The 15,293-nt window shown below is 27.4% G+C and carries 17 protein-coding genes and 1 tRNA gene; 7 read left to right on the top strand and 11 right to left on the bottom strand.

All coding sequences use genetic code 11. The annotated features are described in order from the left end of the window. Window positions 1-99: 99 nt before the first annotated feature. Window positions 100-186 (top strand) — tRNA-Leu (locus tag Q6H37_RS04785). A 154-nt stretch (window positions 187-340) separates the two neighbouring features. Here the strand turns inward: Q6H37_RS04785 and Q6H37_RS04780 are convergent. Further along, on the bottom strand, window positions 341-520 hold the full coding sequence (locus Q6H37_RS04780; protein ID WP_318739555.1) for a transcriptional regulator: 180 nt from the start codon (window positions 518-520) through the stop codon (window positions 341-343). 387 nt (window positions 521-907) lie between these two features. Between Q6H37_RS04780 and lexA the strand changes: the two genes are divergently transcribed. Further along, entirely contained in the window at window positions 908-1,516 is a 609-nt protein-coding gene (gene lexA / locus Q6H37_RS04775; RefSeq protein WP_318739553.1) for a transcriptional repressor LexA, read from the top strand. A gap of 655 nt (window positions 1,517-2,171) precedes the next feature. Further along, window positions 2,172-2,330, top strand: a complete 159-nt coding sequence (locus Q6H37_RS04770) for a hypothetical protein (protein WP_318739552.1) — start codon at window positions 2,172-2,174, stop codon at window positions 2,328-2,330. Between the two features lie 32 nt (window positions 2,331-2,362). Here the strand turns inward: Q6H37_RS04770 and Q6H37_RS04765 are convergent, their stop codons facing one another. Then, entirely contained in the window at window positions 2,363-2,965 is a 603-nt protein-coding gene (locus Q6H37_RS04765) for a hypothetical protein (RefSeq protein WP_318739550.1), read from the bottom strand. 253 nt (window positions 2,966-3,218) lie between these two features. On the opposite strand from Q6H37_RS04765, the gene Q6H37_RS04760 reads away from it, so the two are divergent. The 3 genes from Q6H37_RS04760 (at window position 3,219) to Q6H37_RS04750 (ending at window position 6,060) form a co-directional block, all read left to right on the top strand. Then, window positions 3,219-3,773: a DUF6431 domain-containing protein gene (locus tag Q6H37_RS04760; RefSeq protein WP_318742904.1), complete on the top strand. Its 555-nt coding sequence runs from the start codon at window positions 3,219-3,221 to the stop codon at window positions 3,771-3,773. Window positions 3,774-3,978: 205 nt separating this feature from the next. Beyond that, on the top strand, window positions 3,979-5,238 hold the full coding sequence (locus Q6H37_RS04755; protein WP_318734736.1) for a DDE-type integrase/transposase/recombinase: 1,260 nt from the start codon (window positions 3,979-3,981) through the stop codon (window positions 5,236-5,238). 15 nt (window positions 5,239-5,253) lie between these two features. Further along, entirely contained in the window at window positions 5,254-6,060 is an 807-nt protein-coding gene (locus tag Q6H37_RS04750) for an ExeA family protein (RefSeq protein WP_318733562.1), read from the top strand. A gap of 758 nt (window positions 6,061-6,818) precedes the next feature. On the opposite strand, the gene Q6H37_RS04745 is transcribed toward Q6H37_RS04750, so the two are convergent. Next, window positions 6,819-7,811 carry an alpha/beta hydrolase gene (locus Q6H37_RS04745; RefSeq protein ID WP_318739548.1) on the bottom strand — a complete coding sequence of 331 codons (993 nt, stop codon included), beginning with the start codon at window positions 7,809-7,811 and terminating at the stop codon, window positions 6,819-6,821. Window positions 7,812-9,238: 1,427 nt separating this feature from the next. Here Q6H37_RS04745 and Q6H37_RS04740 point away from each other — a divergent pair. After that, window positions 9,239-9,466: a DUF6485 family protein gene (locus Q6H37_RS04740; protein WP_318739546.1), complete on the top strand. Its 228-nt coding sequence runs from the start codon at window positions 9,239-9,241 to the stop codon at window positions 9,464-9,466. Between the two features lie 296 nt (window positions 9,467-9,762). Here the strand turns inward: Q6H37_RS04740 and Q6H37_RS04735 are convergent, their stop codons facing one another. From Q6H37_RS04735 to Q6H37_RS04700, 8 genes are all read right to left on the bottom strand, one after another. Further along, on the bottom strand, window positions 9,763-10,209 hold the full coding sequence (locus Q6H37_RS04735) for a helix-turn-helix transcriptional regulator (protein ID WP_318739544.1): 447 nt from the start codon (window positions 10,207-10,209) through the stop codon (window positions 9,763-9,765). 352 nt (window positions 10,210-10,561) lie between these two features. After that, window positions 10,562-11,011: a hypothetical protein gene (locus Q6H37_RS04730; RefSeq protein WP_318739542.1), complete on the bottom strand. Its 450-nt coding sequence runs from the start codon at window positions 11,009-11,011 to the stop codon at window positions 10,562-10,564. Window positions 11,012-11,774: 763 nt separating this feature from the next. Further along, entirely contained in the window at window positions 11,775-12,071 is a 297-nt protein-coding gene (locus tag Q6H37_RS04725) for a hypothetical protein (RefSeq protein ID WP_318739539.1), read from the bottom strand. Between the two features lie 259 nt (window positions 12,072-12,330). Continuing rightward, complete coding sequence (locus Q6H37_RS04720; protein ID WP_318739537.1) at window positions 12,331-12,765, bottom strand: hypothetical protein; 435 nt, start codon at window positions 12,763-12,765, stop codon at window positions 12,331-12,333. 369 nt (window positions 12,766-13,134) lie between these two features. Then, window positions 13,135-13,770, bottom strand: a complete 636-nt coding sequence (locus tag Q6H37_RS04715; RefSeq protein WP_318739536.1) for a chloramphenicol acetyltransferase — start codon at window positions 13,768-13,770, stop codon at window positions 13,135-13,137. Between the two features lie 40 nt (window positions 13,771-13,810). Further along, window positions 13,811-14,020, bottom strand: coding sequence for a 4-oxalocrotonate tautomerase DmpI (gene dmpI, locus Q6H37_RS04710; RefSeq protein WP_318739534.1), 210 nt, complete (start codon window positions 14,018-14,020; stop codon window positions 13,811-13,813). Between the two features lie 148 nt (window positions 14,021-14,168). Next, the gene (locus tag Q6H37_RS04705; RefSeq protein ID WP_318739532.1) at window positions 14,169-14,696 is read right to left on the bottom strand and encodes an NUDIX hydrolase; all 528 of its coding nucleotides are present in this window, start codon (window positions 14,694-14,696) and stop codon (window positions 14,169-14,171) included. 55 nt (window positions 14,697-14,751) lie between these two features. Beyond that, window positions 14,752-15,219, bottom strand: a complete 468-nt coding sequence (locus Q6H37_RS04700; protein WP_318739530.1) for a VOC family protein — start codon at window positions 15,217-15,219, stop codon at window positions 14,752-14,754. Window positions 15,220-15,293 lie beyond the last annotated feature (74 nt).

The raw sequence follows: 15,293 nt of genomic DNA, 5'->3' as shown, positions 1-15,293 counted from the left end.
AAGTGATACCGCAAACGTAAATAGATTTAAATATATTTACGTTTTTTTATTTTCTTCTTGACTATATCACATTTGTATGATATTATAATTTTGTCGCTTGCCGAAGTGGTGGAATTGGCAGACGCAACGGACTCAAAATCCGTCGAGGTCACACTCGTGCGGGTTCAAGTCCCGCCTTCGGCACCAAGTATTTTCAATGCTTAAGAGAGTATTATTAATTTAATACTCTCTTTTGTTTTTCCTAAATTGTCATCAAATTGTCATCAAATTAAATAATAAATATTAATACGTATTAAAACTTATTAAGAAAGATTATATAATTATTATTAAATATTTCTAATTAACAATAATATTTTTCTTTAAAATATTTAATAGGTATTCTACCCGCAATAGTTATATATCCTTTTTCTTTAAGTTCTTTATTTAACTGCTGTATAATTTTGTATGCCTTAGATTTAGAAACGCCTAAAATATTCTTAATATCATCAACTCTGTAAAAGCTTGATGTTTGGATTGCCACTTGTTTCAACTCCTTTCTTATGGTTATATCTAAATACGAAATGTCAGCATTAATATTCTGCAGCTCTATTATATTAATTATATAAAAAAATATAAGTATATTCTATATTTCTTCTCTTACTAATACAATCTTGTTTAAATATCCTCCTCCATATTATTTATCCACTCTTTAAATAAGATTTTTTTAATGTATAGAACTTATTTTTATACTTTCTAATTGTCATTTGATTATACTATCCACCACATTATCAACAATCAATTTAGCAACAATATAATTACATTCTAATTTTATTCTTTTGAAAGCCATTGCTTCATAACGAACATATGTTTGATATTTTTAAAACTATATGCTATAATCCAAATTAGGAAATTAATGGAGGGTTATTTTATGGCAGGACGTAAAAGCACTAAGCAAAAAGAAATTTATGAGTTTATAAAACAATATATTGATAAAAAAGAATATTCTCCTACAGTTAGAGAAATATGTGCAGCTGTAGGATTAAAATCAACTTCTACAGTTCATGAACATTTAGGAAGATTAGAGAAAAAAGGTCTTATAAAAAGAGATCCTACGAAACCTAGAACTATAGAGATTATTGAAAACTCTTTGAATAGAAAAGAAATGATAACTATTCCTATCATAGGTACACTTACTGCTGGATTGCCTATTTTATCCGCAGAAAATATAGAAGATACTTTTCAACTACCTGTAGATTACATACAAAGTAATAAAGAACTTTTTATGTTAAAGGTTAATGAAGAAAGTATGATTGATGCAGGAATACTAAATGGTGATTATTGCATAATTGAAAAAACTAATTCGGCTAAAAACGGTGATATTATTGCTGCTTTAGTAGAGAATAAAATTATCATCAGAAGATTTTTTGAAGATAATAATCTTATAAAGCTTCAACCTGAAAACCCTTCTATAAAACCCATTATAGCTAATCATTGTAAAATAATGGGCAAGCTTGTAGGAATTTATAGATCATATTAATACAAAACCTAAAAATAGAAAAAGGCACTCTTAAATAAGGGTGTCTTTTTTATAAAGTGATTACATTTTTCTTTTTATGTCTAAAATTATTACTGAGGTAATTGCAAATGATTAAATCCAAAAGTTATGTTAGAATAGATACAATTCTAAAATTAGGATGTATCTTTATGACTTGTATTGTTTGCTCAATAATATTTTAAGGGTATTGAATGAATCTACTATTTGATGCTAAAATATATTAAAACCATATCTTAACAAATTTATTTATAATAGGCGCTGACTAATTTAGTGCCTATTATTGTAATTTAGTAATAAAAAAACGCCCTAGGCTTTTACACCTAGGGTAAGACTCGCATTAATTTCTGTTAACTATGTTATTTTTAGTAATGTAGAATAGAGGGTACTTTTAATTTGTGCAATTAGTAAAATAATTATTACTAAATCCATATAATATGTTTAACTTTATGTACTATGGATACAATTTATTATGTAGTATAATTTAATCCAATTTCCCTAATATATACATGGCTAGTAGTATAAACTGCTAGTCTTTTGTTGTGTAATGCTTTATACTTATTGTACTACATTGTATAATTTACTTATCAGAAAATAGGTGAATGTATAATGTTAAGTAGATAAATAGGAGGAGATAAACGTGAAATTAAATTTACTAAAAAGCATTAAAGTTTTTTTAGCAGCACTAATTTTTCTTATACTTATCTCAAAATCTATAGTAGCTACAGGTGTTGTAATAATCGTAGTAGCAATAGCTTGGGGTGTATCATTATTTACTAAAAATAAGTCTTTTAAATAAAAAAGCCCTAGGCCTTTGACCTAGGGTTAAACTTATTGTGTTACTGTATTATTTTGAACTGTGCATGTAGTAGCCTGAACTACCTTATTAGTAGTGTCACCTGGAGTAGTTTGTGCTGTAGTAGCATTGACTTGTGCTATTGTATTTTTAAAAGAATCCCTTTCTGCAGTAACTTGCGCTAACTGAGCTTGTAATGCTTGTTTCTCAGCTATTTGTTCATCTTCTGTTTTATTATGTCCTAAATCCTTAACTGCATTTTCTATAGCAGCATTAATAAGATTCTTCTTATTTTCATCCAAAGGAATATTTAATTCTAATAAAGCATTATATACAACATTTTGTGCTGTAGATATTCTTTCATCTTTTTCTATACTTTCTGCGTAATAAAGCTGCTGTGCCTGTCCTACTGCAATTGTTGACCACTTCTCTATAGTTTTTAATATGTCTATAGCTTTATTATTAGGTAGTAAAGTACTTGCAGCATTTATAACCGGATCTGCTGCTTTAGCAGTATCTATGCCTTTTGATACATCTATGCCTTTTTTCTTTAAATAAGGTATGCCAGCTATAAAACCTATAACGCCTCCAACAACTCCACTTGCTATTATTATTTGTATTGTTTGTACACTTAACATAAAAATCATCCTCCAAAATTTTATTTTTTTTATAAATTAAAAGAGAGCCTTTTTTTAAGCTCTCCTAATTACTTGTTATTAAGCAATTTATTTGCTTAATAACAGGTTCAAAAAAAGTAAATTATAATAGCCTTTCTTTTTACGTCAGATTAAATAATCTGACACAAAAAGAATAAGATTATTTAATCTGACTATAATTTAAAAATATAAAAAAATTTTATAGGACTGAAAAAAAGTGATAGAAATAATAAAGATGCCTTACGGCATAAGAAAATATAATAAGCTTAATAAGTATAATAGGTTTCCCATAAAATATGGATGCGAAGCATGCGGATATGAAGGAAAACTATATAGACATGGATTCTACTATAGAAATTTGATTACATTTAACAAAGCTTATAGAGTAGTTATCATTAGATATAGGTGCAAATCATGCCATAAGACGTACTCTCTTATTCCAAGTTTCATAATACCTTATAGACAATACACCTATCATGTTATATTAACTTGCCTTATTATTATGTTTAAATTTAATTACTCATTTAGCAAAATTATTAAGTTTGTTAACTCTATAAATTGTATGTTATCCATAAACAAAACTCATTTATCATTTTGGAAAAGCAGACTAATAACTTCTTTAACGGCTATTCGCCTATTTTTTGCACAACTTAAAATATTTTGCCCTGATACCAAAAATGTTTTTCCATCCAATTTACTTACAATGATTACTGATTTTTCACGTTTAAGATATGATTTTAATTTAAGATTTTTCTTAGATATGCCTAAATATTTTTTCTGTAAACCTTAATTACAGAAGCTTTAGTTTTTTTGCCCTTTATCAAATTAAACACTTCTTATTTTTTAATGCTTATTTACTTAAAACTTGTCTCAACTTTTAAATTTTATTTTGAAGTTCTTATATTTTTCCACACAACTTTTAACGGTTAAGGCTGATTATTGAGGTACATAATTAAAAATGAAAATAAACTCAAAGTTGAAGGAGGCATTTAATTATGATATCTCATGAATTAAGCCAAAAAATAGCTCTGTTTAGATACTCTCTAATTGCACCTATAATCACTAATACTTTTACTCAATCTTCTGTTAAAGAATATTTATCAGAAATTGCTGCTAAATCTTATACTATGCCTAACGGCGGAAGAAAAGAGTATTCTCCGGCTACAATTAAAGGTTGGTTAACCTTATATAGGAAACATGGTATAGACGGTTTATATCCTAAAACAAGAGATGACAAAGGTTGTTCAAGAAAAATTTCGCAAGAAACAAAGCAGTTCATTATAAACTGCAAAATTAATTCCCCCAAAAAAACTGCTAAACATATATATCATGAAGTTATTGCCAAAGGATTTGAAAATGAAAACAATATATCTCTTTCTACAATAACTAGATTCATAAAACAGGCTAATATAGCACCTCAAAAGCTGGCGCCTCAAGATAGAAGAGCCTTTGAATTTGAATATGCGAATGAATGTTGGCAGTCTGATGTATCTGTTGGACCTTATCTCACTATTCAAGGCAGAAAATATAAAACTTATATTATAGCTTTCCTTGATGATGCTAGTAGGCTTATTGTTGGATGTAAAGTATTTTTTAAAGATGATTTATTGTCTCTTATGGCTGTTTTTAAAGATGCGGTAGCATCTAAAGGTATTCCTAAAAAAGTTTTTGTTGATAACGGAAAGATATATAAAAGTGAACAGTTTCAACTTATATGTGCTTCACTTGGGTCTATTTTAAGCTTTGCTAGGCCATATTCTCCTCAATCGAAAGGTAAAATTGAAAGGTGGTTTCAAACAATGCAAAAACAATGGATGAATTCAATAAACTGGGGTGATTTTAAGTCAATAGACATTTTGAATGAATCTCTATTGACTTATGTTAATCACTATAACAAAACCTTTCATTCATCAATAAATTCTACACCCTTTGATAAATATATGAATAATATTGAAAATTTAAGGTTTGTTTCCTCTAAAAGTGAACTTGATCATTTATTTTTATATAAAGTTCAACGTACTGTTAAAAATGACTCCACAGTATCCATAGGAACTAAATTATTTGAAGTTCCATTAAAGTATGTAAGAGAAAAAATAAATATTCGTTATGATCCTACTTCACTTGATAAAGCATACATCTTCTCTGAAGATGCTAAGCTTACAGATACTATTTTCCCACTAAAAAAAATTGATAACTCAAAGGTTAGAAGATCTAATAATGATTCTGTTGATTTTTCTGCCTTTAAAGCTAACTAACCGGAGGTTGATATTATGTATAAAACTTTTTATGGGTTAACCTTTGACCCATTTGATAAAAATATTGATTTAACACACAGCTTTAAATTCCAAGACTTTAATCACGCATTAAGCAGATTAGAATTTTTAAAATCTGTTTTGGGCATTGGTGTACTTACTGGTGAACCCGGAGTAGGTAAGTCTTTCCTACTCCGTTATTTTGTAAATTCACTCAACCCCAATTTATATAAATGTATATATATTCCTATTTCGACCTTAACGGTCATGGATTTTTACAGAGCTCTTTGTGATGGTCTTGGAATAATTCCTGCCTGTAAAAAAGTTACTATGTTTAAACAAATACAGGAAGCTATATACACTTATAGTCATAGTAAAAATATAACCCCAGTCATTATATTAGATGAATGTCAGTTTTTAAGCAATTCCATCCTTGATGATTTAAGAATTATATTTAACTTTAATATGGATTCAAAGAATTATGCTATGCTAATTCTTTCAGGTCAACCTAACTTTTTACTTCAACTCAGCAGACAAATTCATGAAGCGCTGCGCCAGCGAATTTTAATGAATTATTGCTTACGAGGGCTAACGCCAGAAGAATGTAAACCCTACATAATTTCAATGCTTAAAGCCGCAGGCTGCATAGAACCTATTTTTACTGATGATGCATTTGAACTTATGTATTCAACCACAAATGGCTCTATAAGACCTTTAAATTCTCTAACGAGAATGTGTCTTATTTCTGGTGCTAATCAAAAACTTTCCTCTATTAATGCTGAAATAGTTTATAAAGCTCAAAGCGAAATTGACCTTACAATTTAATTTTAAACACTGCTTACTTGGCAGTGTTTTTTTATACCTATATTAATTGTCTAATTTTCATATTTTATACATTGTGGATATTGTGAAGAAAGGTTGATTTAATTTGACTTTTTACATATTTTTTTCTATCGTAAGATTATTTAATCTGCATTTTTACCATATTATTACTTAATTTAGGTTGAAATAATTTGACTTTGAATAGCTTAAATAATTTGACGCGTAACAAGTATATTCTATAATCTTTCTACTTTTGTTGGACTTAATATAAATTTTATTACCCCTAAATAACATATAATACTTTTCCATCATCTTCACTCCAAATCTTTCTATTGTACTTATATTATTTAATAATCTGAGGTAACGTATGCATGATATCACAGTTTCATCGCAGCATAAGAAAGAGATAACACATTTTAAGGTACTGTTCCTCAAGGTGCGTCGTCTCTATCTACAATTGTGATATTATTTATATCACAATTGTATCATGTTTCCTAATATATTTTCACAATTATATAGAAAGTATAGGTATCTTTAACACTGCATTATTCCATTTTCAAAGACCATCGTTCGCATTTATAATTTAAAAAGTTATGTCACATAATTTTCAGAAAGAGTATATATCGTAAATTTAAAATGGATACAAATAGTCTTTGAAATGCGACGCAAAACACTGCATTATTCAAAATTGACTAATGCAGTGTTTCTAAAAATTGTTCCCTTTTTTGATTTTTCTTTAAATTTCAATAATGCAACAAATCTTATTTACCGTTTATAAGGTCTATTATTGATTGATTTATAATTTGTGGAGAATATAAATGTATATAATGTTTTGAACCACTAACAATTGTTTGCTTACTATCACTTGACCAATTTTTAAATTCAATTTGACTTTTAGCCCAAGCAGGAGACATATTACTATTACTTTGAGATGTAAAAATTCTAATAGGTATATTACCTAACTTTCCATTTTTTAATACTGTTTTTGCATTAATAGTAGAATTTTTTAATTCATTTAACCCATCATCATTTACAATGTTCTTTAATGTCATAGCCATGTCTAATTTTTGCAGGTCTTCCGGTATCAAATTCATTCCATTTTTATCCGAACCTAGTGTTTTATACATATTAGTTGTTTGAAATAATACACGAAGAACTCCAAAGTTTTTGAGTAGTTTTGTAGTTCCATAATTAGCACTTGATAAAGGATTATCCTTATAAAACTCAGGATTCCCAGAGTCTATAAAGACTATACCTTTAACTTCACCTTTATATTTTTGTGTAAATCTTATTGTTTCTAAAGAACCTAAAGAGTGTGCAACAAAAATATAGGGAGGCTTCTGTCCTGATTTTTCTAATGCAGTATGTATTTCATCAACAATTGTGTCAATGTCTCTTGATGATTTTGTACTTTGACTCCATCCAGTACCAGGTCTATCATATACCACTACTTTAGCATATTTTGAAACTTCACTATATAAAGGGTAAAAATTCACATAAGGGCATGAAACACCATTTCCAGATGCAAAAACTACTGTTTGTTTTCCAGTCCCTTTACTAAAAACATGCATATCTTGTCCATTTACTTTAACTAATTGTCCTGGAGGTGAATACTTTTTATTATCTAAATATCCTCCAACTTTTTGATAAGTATATCCAATCACAAGAGCACATATTAAAAATAATATAAATCGCTTAGTATACTTTAGAAATCTGGTATTATTTTTAACATTAATTTTACTTTCAATATTCATTAAGCATGCAACCTTTCATTATAGCTTTATATTTTTTAAATAATTTAAAATTTGTATTATTTTTTATTTGCGTTCTATAAATAGGCCTATTCACAGAATTAAAATGTAAAACTGTTCCAACACAAATAAGTATATTGAGTATTAATTAAATTTAATTGTGTCTATGATCATATTATGACATGACTTTTGTCATAATACCCCATACTTATGACTTAATTAACATTAAAATTATACCATATTTTTCTTATTTTTCACAATTACATAAAACATGTAAACATTTTTACCCACTGCATTATTAGATTTTCAAAAGCCATCATTTCTATTTTCTTCTTCAGTACTTACGTGGAATTTTTTTTAATTACTCATAAATTATTTAAGTATTTTCTCGACTTTCTAAGTGCTTCTTTTCTCAAGTTAATAGCACTTCTGTAATTTATACCATATCCAGATGCTACTTTTTAAAGTAGTGCCTTTAATATACAAGGATTGCCTTTTAACCAATCACTACTTTTGCTTTAGATAAGATTATCAGCTACGCCCCTAGGGAAATACTCCATGGTTGCAGAGGATAAGTTTGTCCAAAGCTTCCTTAAAAATAACTAAAATCACCCCAAAATTCAAACATGAATAATGTGGTGTTCCAGTACATTATTTTATTTTTAAAAAATATATTTAAATTTACAATAAGTACACCTTATCTTTGTAATACGACGAAAAACACCATACAATTCAAGTTTGAATAATACAGTGTTTTTGTGAATTGTTCATTTTTTTTAGTTGTAATGATAAATATCAATATTATTATTAATCTCAATTTACTTTCAGTTGAACTTTTTATGTTTAATATGATTGTTGAATGCATGCAATATTGAAAATTCTACAACTAAAATAATGAGAGTCGCTGCCAGTATAATTAATACTTGTTTCCATAATTCCAACGTTGTAAATGATAACGCATAAAAATAGCATAATATTGAAACAACAAATATATTTAAATATAAAATATTTTGCTTCTTTATACATTTGCCTTTATTCATTTCTTTCACCTTCTTTACAAAAACTTACTACTTTAACTTTATTAATAGTAATTATATCATAACTTTTACAAATAAAAGGCGATTATCTTCCCAATAAATGCAATTCATTTACTTCTTCACACTGTATTATTCAATTTTCAAAGACCATCGTTCGCATTTCTAATTTAGAAAGTTATGCCACATTTTTTCAGAAAGAGTATATATCGTAAATTTAAAATAGATACAAATAGTCTTTGTATTACGAACAAAAATTTATTCTACTCTAATTGCTTATAATTCTTTTATAAAACACACTTTTTTACATGATCTTTTTATTTCATTGTCAAATCTTCTAAAATTTGTTATACTCAATCTTGTCCATGTTAACTCTATTGAAAGGAGCAATACCTTATGGAAGATCCAAAACATTTTTGTACCTGTTCTGATTTAAATTGTAAACTAAATCCTTGCAATCATTCTAAAGGTTGTGACCCTTGTATAAAGAAGAATCTAAATGCCGGAGAAATTCCAAGTTGTTTTTTTAAATTAGTAAATAATGATTTAAGCAATCTAAAAGAATTTACTATTGAGAGCTTTGTTAACTTTTTTATAAAAAATAAAGATAAATGTTCAAAATAAAATAATTCAGATAAAGCAATTATTAGTGTTAACATGAATATAATTTTTGAAATGCCTAATTAATAATTTATTCTAATATATAAATTATTAAATTTAATTTTAAAAAACTAAAGAAAAAACACCTCAAAATTCAAACTTGAATAATGCGGTGCCTAAATAAATTATTTGATTTTTACATTTAAGTCATTAAATAAGAATATTCCGAGGTAAATATATACTATATATTGTATTAATACTTATTATTCCAGTAATAAATTTTGAACTTATATTATAACTATTCAACATTTAAAAATATTTTACTTAGTTTTATTTTTTTCTGATTTAAATTTTTTATAAAGAATATCTTTTAAAACCAAAGCAGTGTCCTCGTCATTAAAATTGAATTCTTTTTTGCAGTCATCATACAACTTCCATAACTTTTCACAATATATATTTATTCCTTGCTTACCTTGATAGGAGGCTAAAATCGGGTATTTCTTACTCCATGCACTAGTCCAGTCAATTTCATCCACTATCATTTCAATACTTGTAATATCACCACCAAGATTACTTCCGCTAATAAGATAGTCATAACTCACATTATATAGTTGACTTAACAGTTTCACTTTAATTAACTCGGGAACTGTTTGGTCAGTTTCCCACTTGCTCACTGTTTGCCTGGATACACCTAACTTGTCAGAAACATCTTCCTGCGATAATCCAGCCTTTTTACGTAAATTCAATAACTTTTCTCCTAATGACATAATAATCACCAACCCTTTTGTTTCAAATTACCTTTCAATAACAGTATATTTGAAATAAAAATTGTTTTCTACCAAGTAAAATTGGAATTTTGTCAACTAAACTTAACATCTTAATCATTTAAACCAATATAAATACTTTTTACTACGCATTTTTTACAATTGTTATCTAGCTTATATGAAAATTATATTATATCATCTACATATAATCATTAATTTATATATTTAATTAAACTATTTTTAGCTGCTCACCTTTAAGTTATTCTTTTATCCAAGATATGTATTCTTCCCATTTACAAGACTTATAAATTCTACTATTTACCCATCTGGCAAAGTGTTTTAACTTTTTATCAAGTTAATACATCTTATTAACTTTTAATTTTGAGTAGTACCAATATACTAGTAGATATGGAATAAGATATGATAAAAAAGTCCACCCTATATTCCATCCATTTCCGTAAGTAACCAACTTAAATAAAAACGCCAAATATTCAATCATTGTAGTAGCTACTGCAAAAATTAAAATAATTAAATAAGAGTTTATCTTTTTTATTGAGATATGGTAAATCAAATAACATCCCAATATAGGATATAATCCTAAGTTTACAGACATAGAAGTATAATCATCATTAATATTTAAAGGTACTAGTCTCCAAAAATTGAAATGAAAGCAAAACTCATTTATTACATACGCCAATATTGATGAAAAAGGAGCAATAGTTAATACTATTTTTCTATCTTTAAAATATAGAATTACTCCAAATATCCATGGAATTATAAAACCTAATACCATATTTACAATCATATATTACCTCATCCGCTTAGTATTTTGCTTTTATTATTCCCCCAAAAAAGTTTTTTTAATTTATATAATATTTGTTATGCGACGAAAAAGCACTGCAGAATTCAGCTTTGAATAATGCAGTGTTCATAAAAATTGTTCGTTTTTTTCATATGATTGATTGCAACATTTTTTTCTAATAATCTTCTGGCCCTCAGGATCAACCTCCAGTTTAATTTTTTCAAAATAAGGATTGCTTTAATGATCATATTTAGTAGAGAGTAATTCTTCCACATATGTTTTGAACCATCGTGCAGCAGTTTTCTTCTGATCAATTTCAATATATAATTTACTATAATTGTATGCCGCTGGATCTATTGGGTTCAGAGGCAGTTCCTTAAGAAACTTTTCACTTTCTTCATAATTCTCCATATCCATCTGAATCTGTGCAATACTAATTTCTTTTAAGTTATTAATTAATTAGAAGAAAATTTAAAATTTACAATAAGTACACTTTATATGAAAATTACGTCTATACAAGTCTAAATAAAATAAACATTATTATAAATACTATACATAGTACAACTGAAATAAAACTATGTTTTTTCACTTTTAAATTAGTATTTTTGAAATCCTTGTATGCTTTTAAATTTATACCTAATAATATAATAATCCATAAAATCAAAAAGATGTCTTTCATCATGTACCCCCAATTTATTCAAAATATCTTATAATTATAATTTTTCATAAGAAATGAATTTAGTTTAATAGGACATAAAATCATTTCTTATGGAATAGAAAAGAAAACTATAAAGTATAAGAATGGTATCAAGTTCAATATCGTTAAAACAATAGTTAAAATCAAACTTATTTTACTCAACTTACTAGGAAACATCTTTTTAGATATAAAAGCTGCAATAACCCCTAGTATACACATAAATAGTGTAAAACTAGGTGTACTACCCTTAATAGTTTTAGCATGGAAGAATCCAAACACAATAGTAATAAATGTAGCTAGAGGAACTATAATAGCAACAATACTAAGTATTCTAGCACGATTTTTAGTTAAATTTGTGTTATTCATGTTTTATCTCCTTCTTATTATTGGTTTGTACATAATTTCATCAAATAGTGAATTAAGCACTGTAAAATTATACTATATTTTTAACAACATGGAATTTACTGATAATACTTCATAACGTATCCTTCAATTATCAAAGAGCCTTGTTCTTGTTTTCATTTATAATAGTTTTGTAGCAAAGTTTTGAGAAAGAGTATATATTGTAAATTATTTAACTTTTATAGTTAGGTCTTTTAATTAAGATAAACACGTATTAATGGTTCTACATTCTAGAAATGCCCAAAGACAAAAGGTAAAGCAATATCAAAATAGAACCAATTATGACTGAATAGGTACTTAATACGGATGATATTATAAGATTTAAAGTAGGTTGACTGTCTCTGTATATGTTTGTATATATATTAAAAATAAGAAGAATTAAAAGAACCACTATTGGCCCCCAATTAAAAATTATACAAAGAGCTCCTATTAAGAAAAAAAGTACAATAGAAGTTACAGGTTTTGCTGTTTTATCTACTCCTTTATAAATTTTAAAGAATATAGCTCCAAATAAGGTGCCTGATAACGCTGAAAACATCCATAATATATCTGGTAAAATTGATGGAAAACTCAAAAACTTACTACTAAAAAATAAATGTAAAACTATAAATTGTAACGTTGTTGTTATAATAACAGCAAGTGAAAGAAATTTTTTCATTAAGCATACTCTCCCTATTTTGCTTCTATCATGATTATTTACTACTAAGATTTAATCATTATAAAAATTATACCAGAACATCTATACATTTTCATTACTTTACACAAGTTGTGGAAATTTTTAACACCACATTATTCGATTTTCAAAGAACATCCGTATATTTAGATTTATAGATTAGTGCATATAATTTTCAGAAAATATATTTATATCAAGTTTACATTACATCAACATAGTCTTTGTATTACGACGCAAAAACACCACATAATTCAAAATTGAATAATGCAGTGTTTTAACAAATAGTTCGTCTTTTCAGTTGTTACGTTAAATAAGATTATTATTCATCACTTTAACATAAAATTAATATTTCTATTATAGATACTTTGATGGTTTAGACAAAATTTCTTGAAAATCACTGAAGAACTGGCCAACATGTATTCCGTCAACCAATGCATGGTGTGCTTGTATAGAAAGTGGTAACTTAATCTTACCGCCTTCTTCAAAGTATTTCCCCCATGATATTCTTGGTATGCTGTCAACAGGGTTCATCTGAATTGGGTGGGTGATATTAGTAAATGAAATCCAAGGAATACTGGTTATGTACAGCAAGTCATCACGCCCTATTTCATCTTCTATAGTAATATTGCTTTTTACCTTTTCAATTTCCTTTAATGTATTGTTTTTAAACTCCTTAAATTCATCTATAAAGTTTGATGTGCAGAAACTAAACACTTCCCCTTCTGTCATTACAGTAAAAGAAGGACTTACCGTTTCATGTTCAATTACCTTATCTTCTCTTATCCTAAATCTAAACTCCTTTATGTTGTTTGCAGTTTTTGTTGAAGCATATAAAACTGATATAAAAAATGGCAACCCATTTTCTTTAATATATCTATAAAAACTTGTAATATCAAGGTTTCCACAAATATTAAAATGAGGGTAATCAAGTTGTTTAAAATAATTATAGTGTTTTTTTCTATTCCAGTTTTCTATATCTATGAACTTCATTGGTATATTGCCTCCCATAAACTTTGAATTTATCTTCATATTAATGTTGCTTATCCATATATTCTTTCTTTGTTTTATCGATTGTTTTTCCTCCAATTCCAATATTTTCATCGGGTAATTCTTTAATAGTTGTAAGAAAAAATTCACTTGGAATATGCATTATTTCTGATGAAACCTCTGTTAATCTTTTAATTAATTCTTCTTTTTGTTCTTTAGTTAATTTTCCACCTTCTAATGTTATATATGGCATTTACATCACTCCTAAATACATTATAATTTTATTATTAAATATAACTTAATTATATCACCTGCCAAATAAATTCCTATTTGTAATACTCAATGTTAGATTGGAATTTGTCGGGGTAAGTACGAAATCAAACCCACGTAATACACTAAATTTACCACCTACCCAAGGCTGTTAGTAAAAAAATATAATGTGTTTTGTAAGGCATAAGCATAGTGGAATGTGTTTCCACCATTATCTTGAATTTCTCAAGTGAAACATACGATACCTCTTTCACTTCATTATCGTAGAAAGAGTACTCCTCTAAAAGAATATCCGTTCTATAAAGGAACACATCATCTATTTCATTTTCAATATATCCATCAACCTCCCCATACTCTCGACAGGAAAAGAGGTACTGAAGTTTATCTATTTCTAAATCAATGCCAAGTTCTTCTTTTCCTTCTCGTATAGCTGCTTCTAAAGATGTTTCACCGGCTTGGATATGCCCTGAAAACGAAATATCCATCATATTTGGGAACATAACTTGACTATTTCGAGTTTGTAGTAGTATCTCATCATTAGAATTAATAATCCATACACAAACACCTTTATGAATAAGTCCTTTTTTATGAGCCTCGTATTTTTCCTCGGTCTTACCACATTTTTGACCTAATTCGTCATAAATATCAATCATTTCCATACAATACAGTACCCCCATAAATTACTATTTGTAATACTCAATGTTAAATTGAAATTTATTTTGCACATGCTTGAACAAATTTAATGGGAACATCCATTTTTTTTGCTGTTTCTTCTACGGTAAGCCCACTATCCAAAAAGCGTTTGCATACAACTTTTATATTTTCCCCAACCTCAATGATATGCTTATCTAAATCATAGAAACGAACCACTCTTTGTCCCCATCTATGTTCATAAACATGGTGAACATATTCAATATATTTAAGAGCTTTTAATCTTTCAATAAAGCTGTCAAAGTTATCTTCTTCAAAATACAGTTCAGCATCGTTGCCACTAAAAATTATTTCATTATCATCTTTCTGAATAAACTCTTTCCAACTTTCTTTTGTTTGCAGAGCAACACCACCAGTTAAAGTAACGTTAGCCCCAAAGTCCATAATAACCCTTAAGCCTAAAACATCTTTATAGAATTTTTTTGATTTTTCCATATCTCTTACAACCAACATAGGATTCTTAAATTTCATAAATTTTCTCCTTTCAAATTACTATTTATCTTTTACTAAATTATAACATATTTTACAAATACCAAACTTTACTT

Origin of the sequence: Clostridium sp. JS66, assembly GCF_033561535.1 — a bacterium.
GTDB classification, from domain to species: Bacteria; Bacillota; Clostridia; order Clostridiales; family Clostridiaceae; genus Clostridium_AM; species Clostridium_AM carboxidivorans.
Note: the sequence above shows the minus strand (reverse complement) of the source record. Positions and strands in the feature narration are given on the sequence as shown.

What these genes read in the sequence shown, in the direction of transcription:
- Q6H37_RS04730 (WP_318739542.1), bottom strand. Translation starts at nt 11,011, where the DNA reads ATGATTGTAAATATGGTATTAGGTTTTATAATTCCATGGATATTTGGA.
- Q6H37_RS04750 (WP_318733562.1), top strand. Translation starts at nt 5,254, where the DNA reads ATGTATAAAACTTTTTATGGGTTAACCTTTGACCCATTTGATAAAAAT.
- Q6H37_RS04735 (WP_318739544.1), bottom strand. Translation starts at nt 10,209, where the DNA reads ATGTCATTAGGAGAAAAGTTATTGAATTTACGTAAAAAGGCTGGATTA.
- Q6H37_RS04740 (WP_318739546.1), top strand. Translation starts at nt 9,239, where the DNA reads ATGGAAGATCCAAAACATTTTTGTACCTGTTCTGATTTAAATTGTAAA.
- Q6H37_RS04725 (WP_318739539.1), bottom strand. Translation starts at nt 12,071, where the DNA reads ATGAATAACACAAATTTAACTAAAAATCGTGCTAGAATACTTAGTATT.
- Q6H37_RS04700 (WP_318739530.1), bottom strand. Translation starts at nt 15,219, where the DNA reads ATGAAATTTAAGAATCCTATGTTGGTTGTAAGAGATATGGAAAAATCA.
- Q6H37_RS04715 (WP_318739536.1), bottom strand. Translation starts at nt 13,770, where the DNA reads ATGAAGTTCATAGATATAGAAAACTGGAATAGAAAAAAACACTATAAT.
- Q6H37_RS04720 (WP_318739537.1), bottom strand. Translation starts at nt 12,765, where the DNA reads ATGAAAAAATTTCTTTCACTTGCTGTTATTATAACAACAACGTTACAA.
- Q6H37_RS04745 (WP_318739548.1), bottom strand. Translation starts at nt 7,811, where the DNA reads ATGAATATTGAAAGTAAAATTAATGTTAAAAATAATACCAGATTTCTA.
- Q6H37_RS04760 (WP_318742904.1), top strand. Translation starts at nt 3,219, where the DNA reads ATGCCTTACGGCATAAGAAAATATAATAAGCTTAATAAGTATAATAGG.
- lexA (WP_318739553.1), top strand. Translation starts at nt 908, where the DNA reads ATGGCAGGACGTAAAAGCACTAAGCAAAAAGAAATTTATGAGTTTATA.
- dmpI (WP_318739534.1), bottom strand. Translation starts at nt 14,020, where the DNA reads ATGCCATATATAACATTAGAAGGTGGAAAATTAACTAAAGAACAAAAA.
- Q6H37_RS04755 (WP_318734736.1), top strand. Translation starts at nt 3,979, where the DNA reads ATGATATCTCATGAATTAAGCCAAAAAATAGCTCTGTTTAGATACTCT.
- Q6H37_RS04705 (WP_318739532.1), bottom strand. Translation starts at nt 14,696, where the DNA reads ATGGAAATGATTGATATTTATGACGAATTAGGTCAAAAATGTGGTAAG.
- Q6H37_RS04765 (WP_318739550.1), bottom strand. Translation starts at nt 2,965, where the DNA reads ATGTTAAGTGTACAAACAATACAAATAATAATAGCAAGTGGAGTTGTT.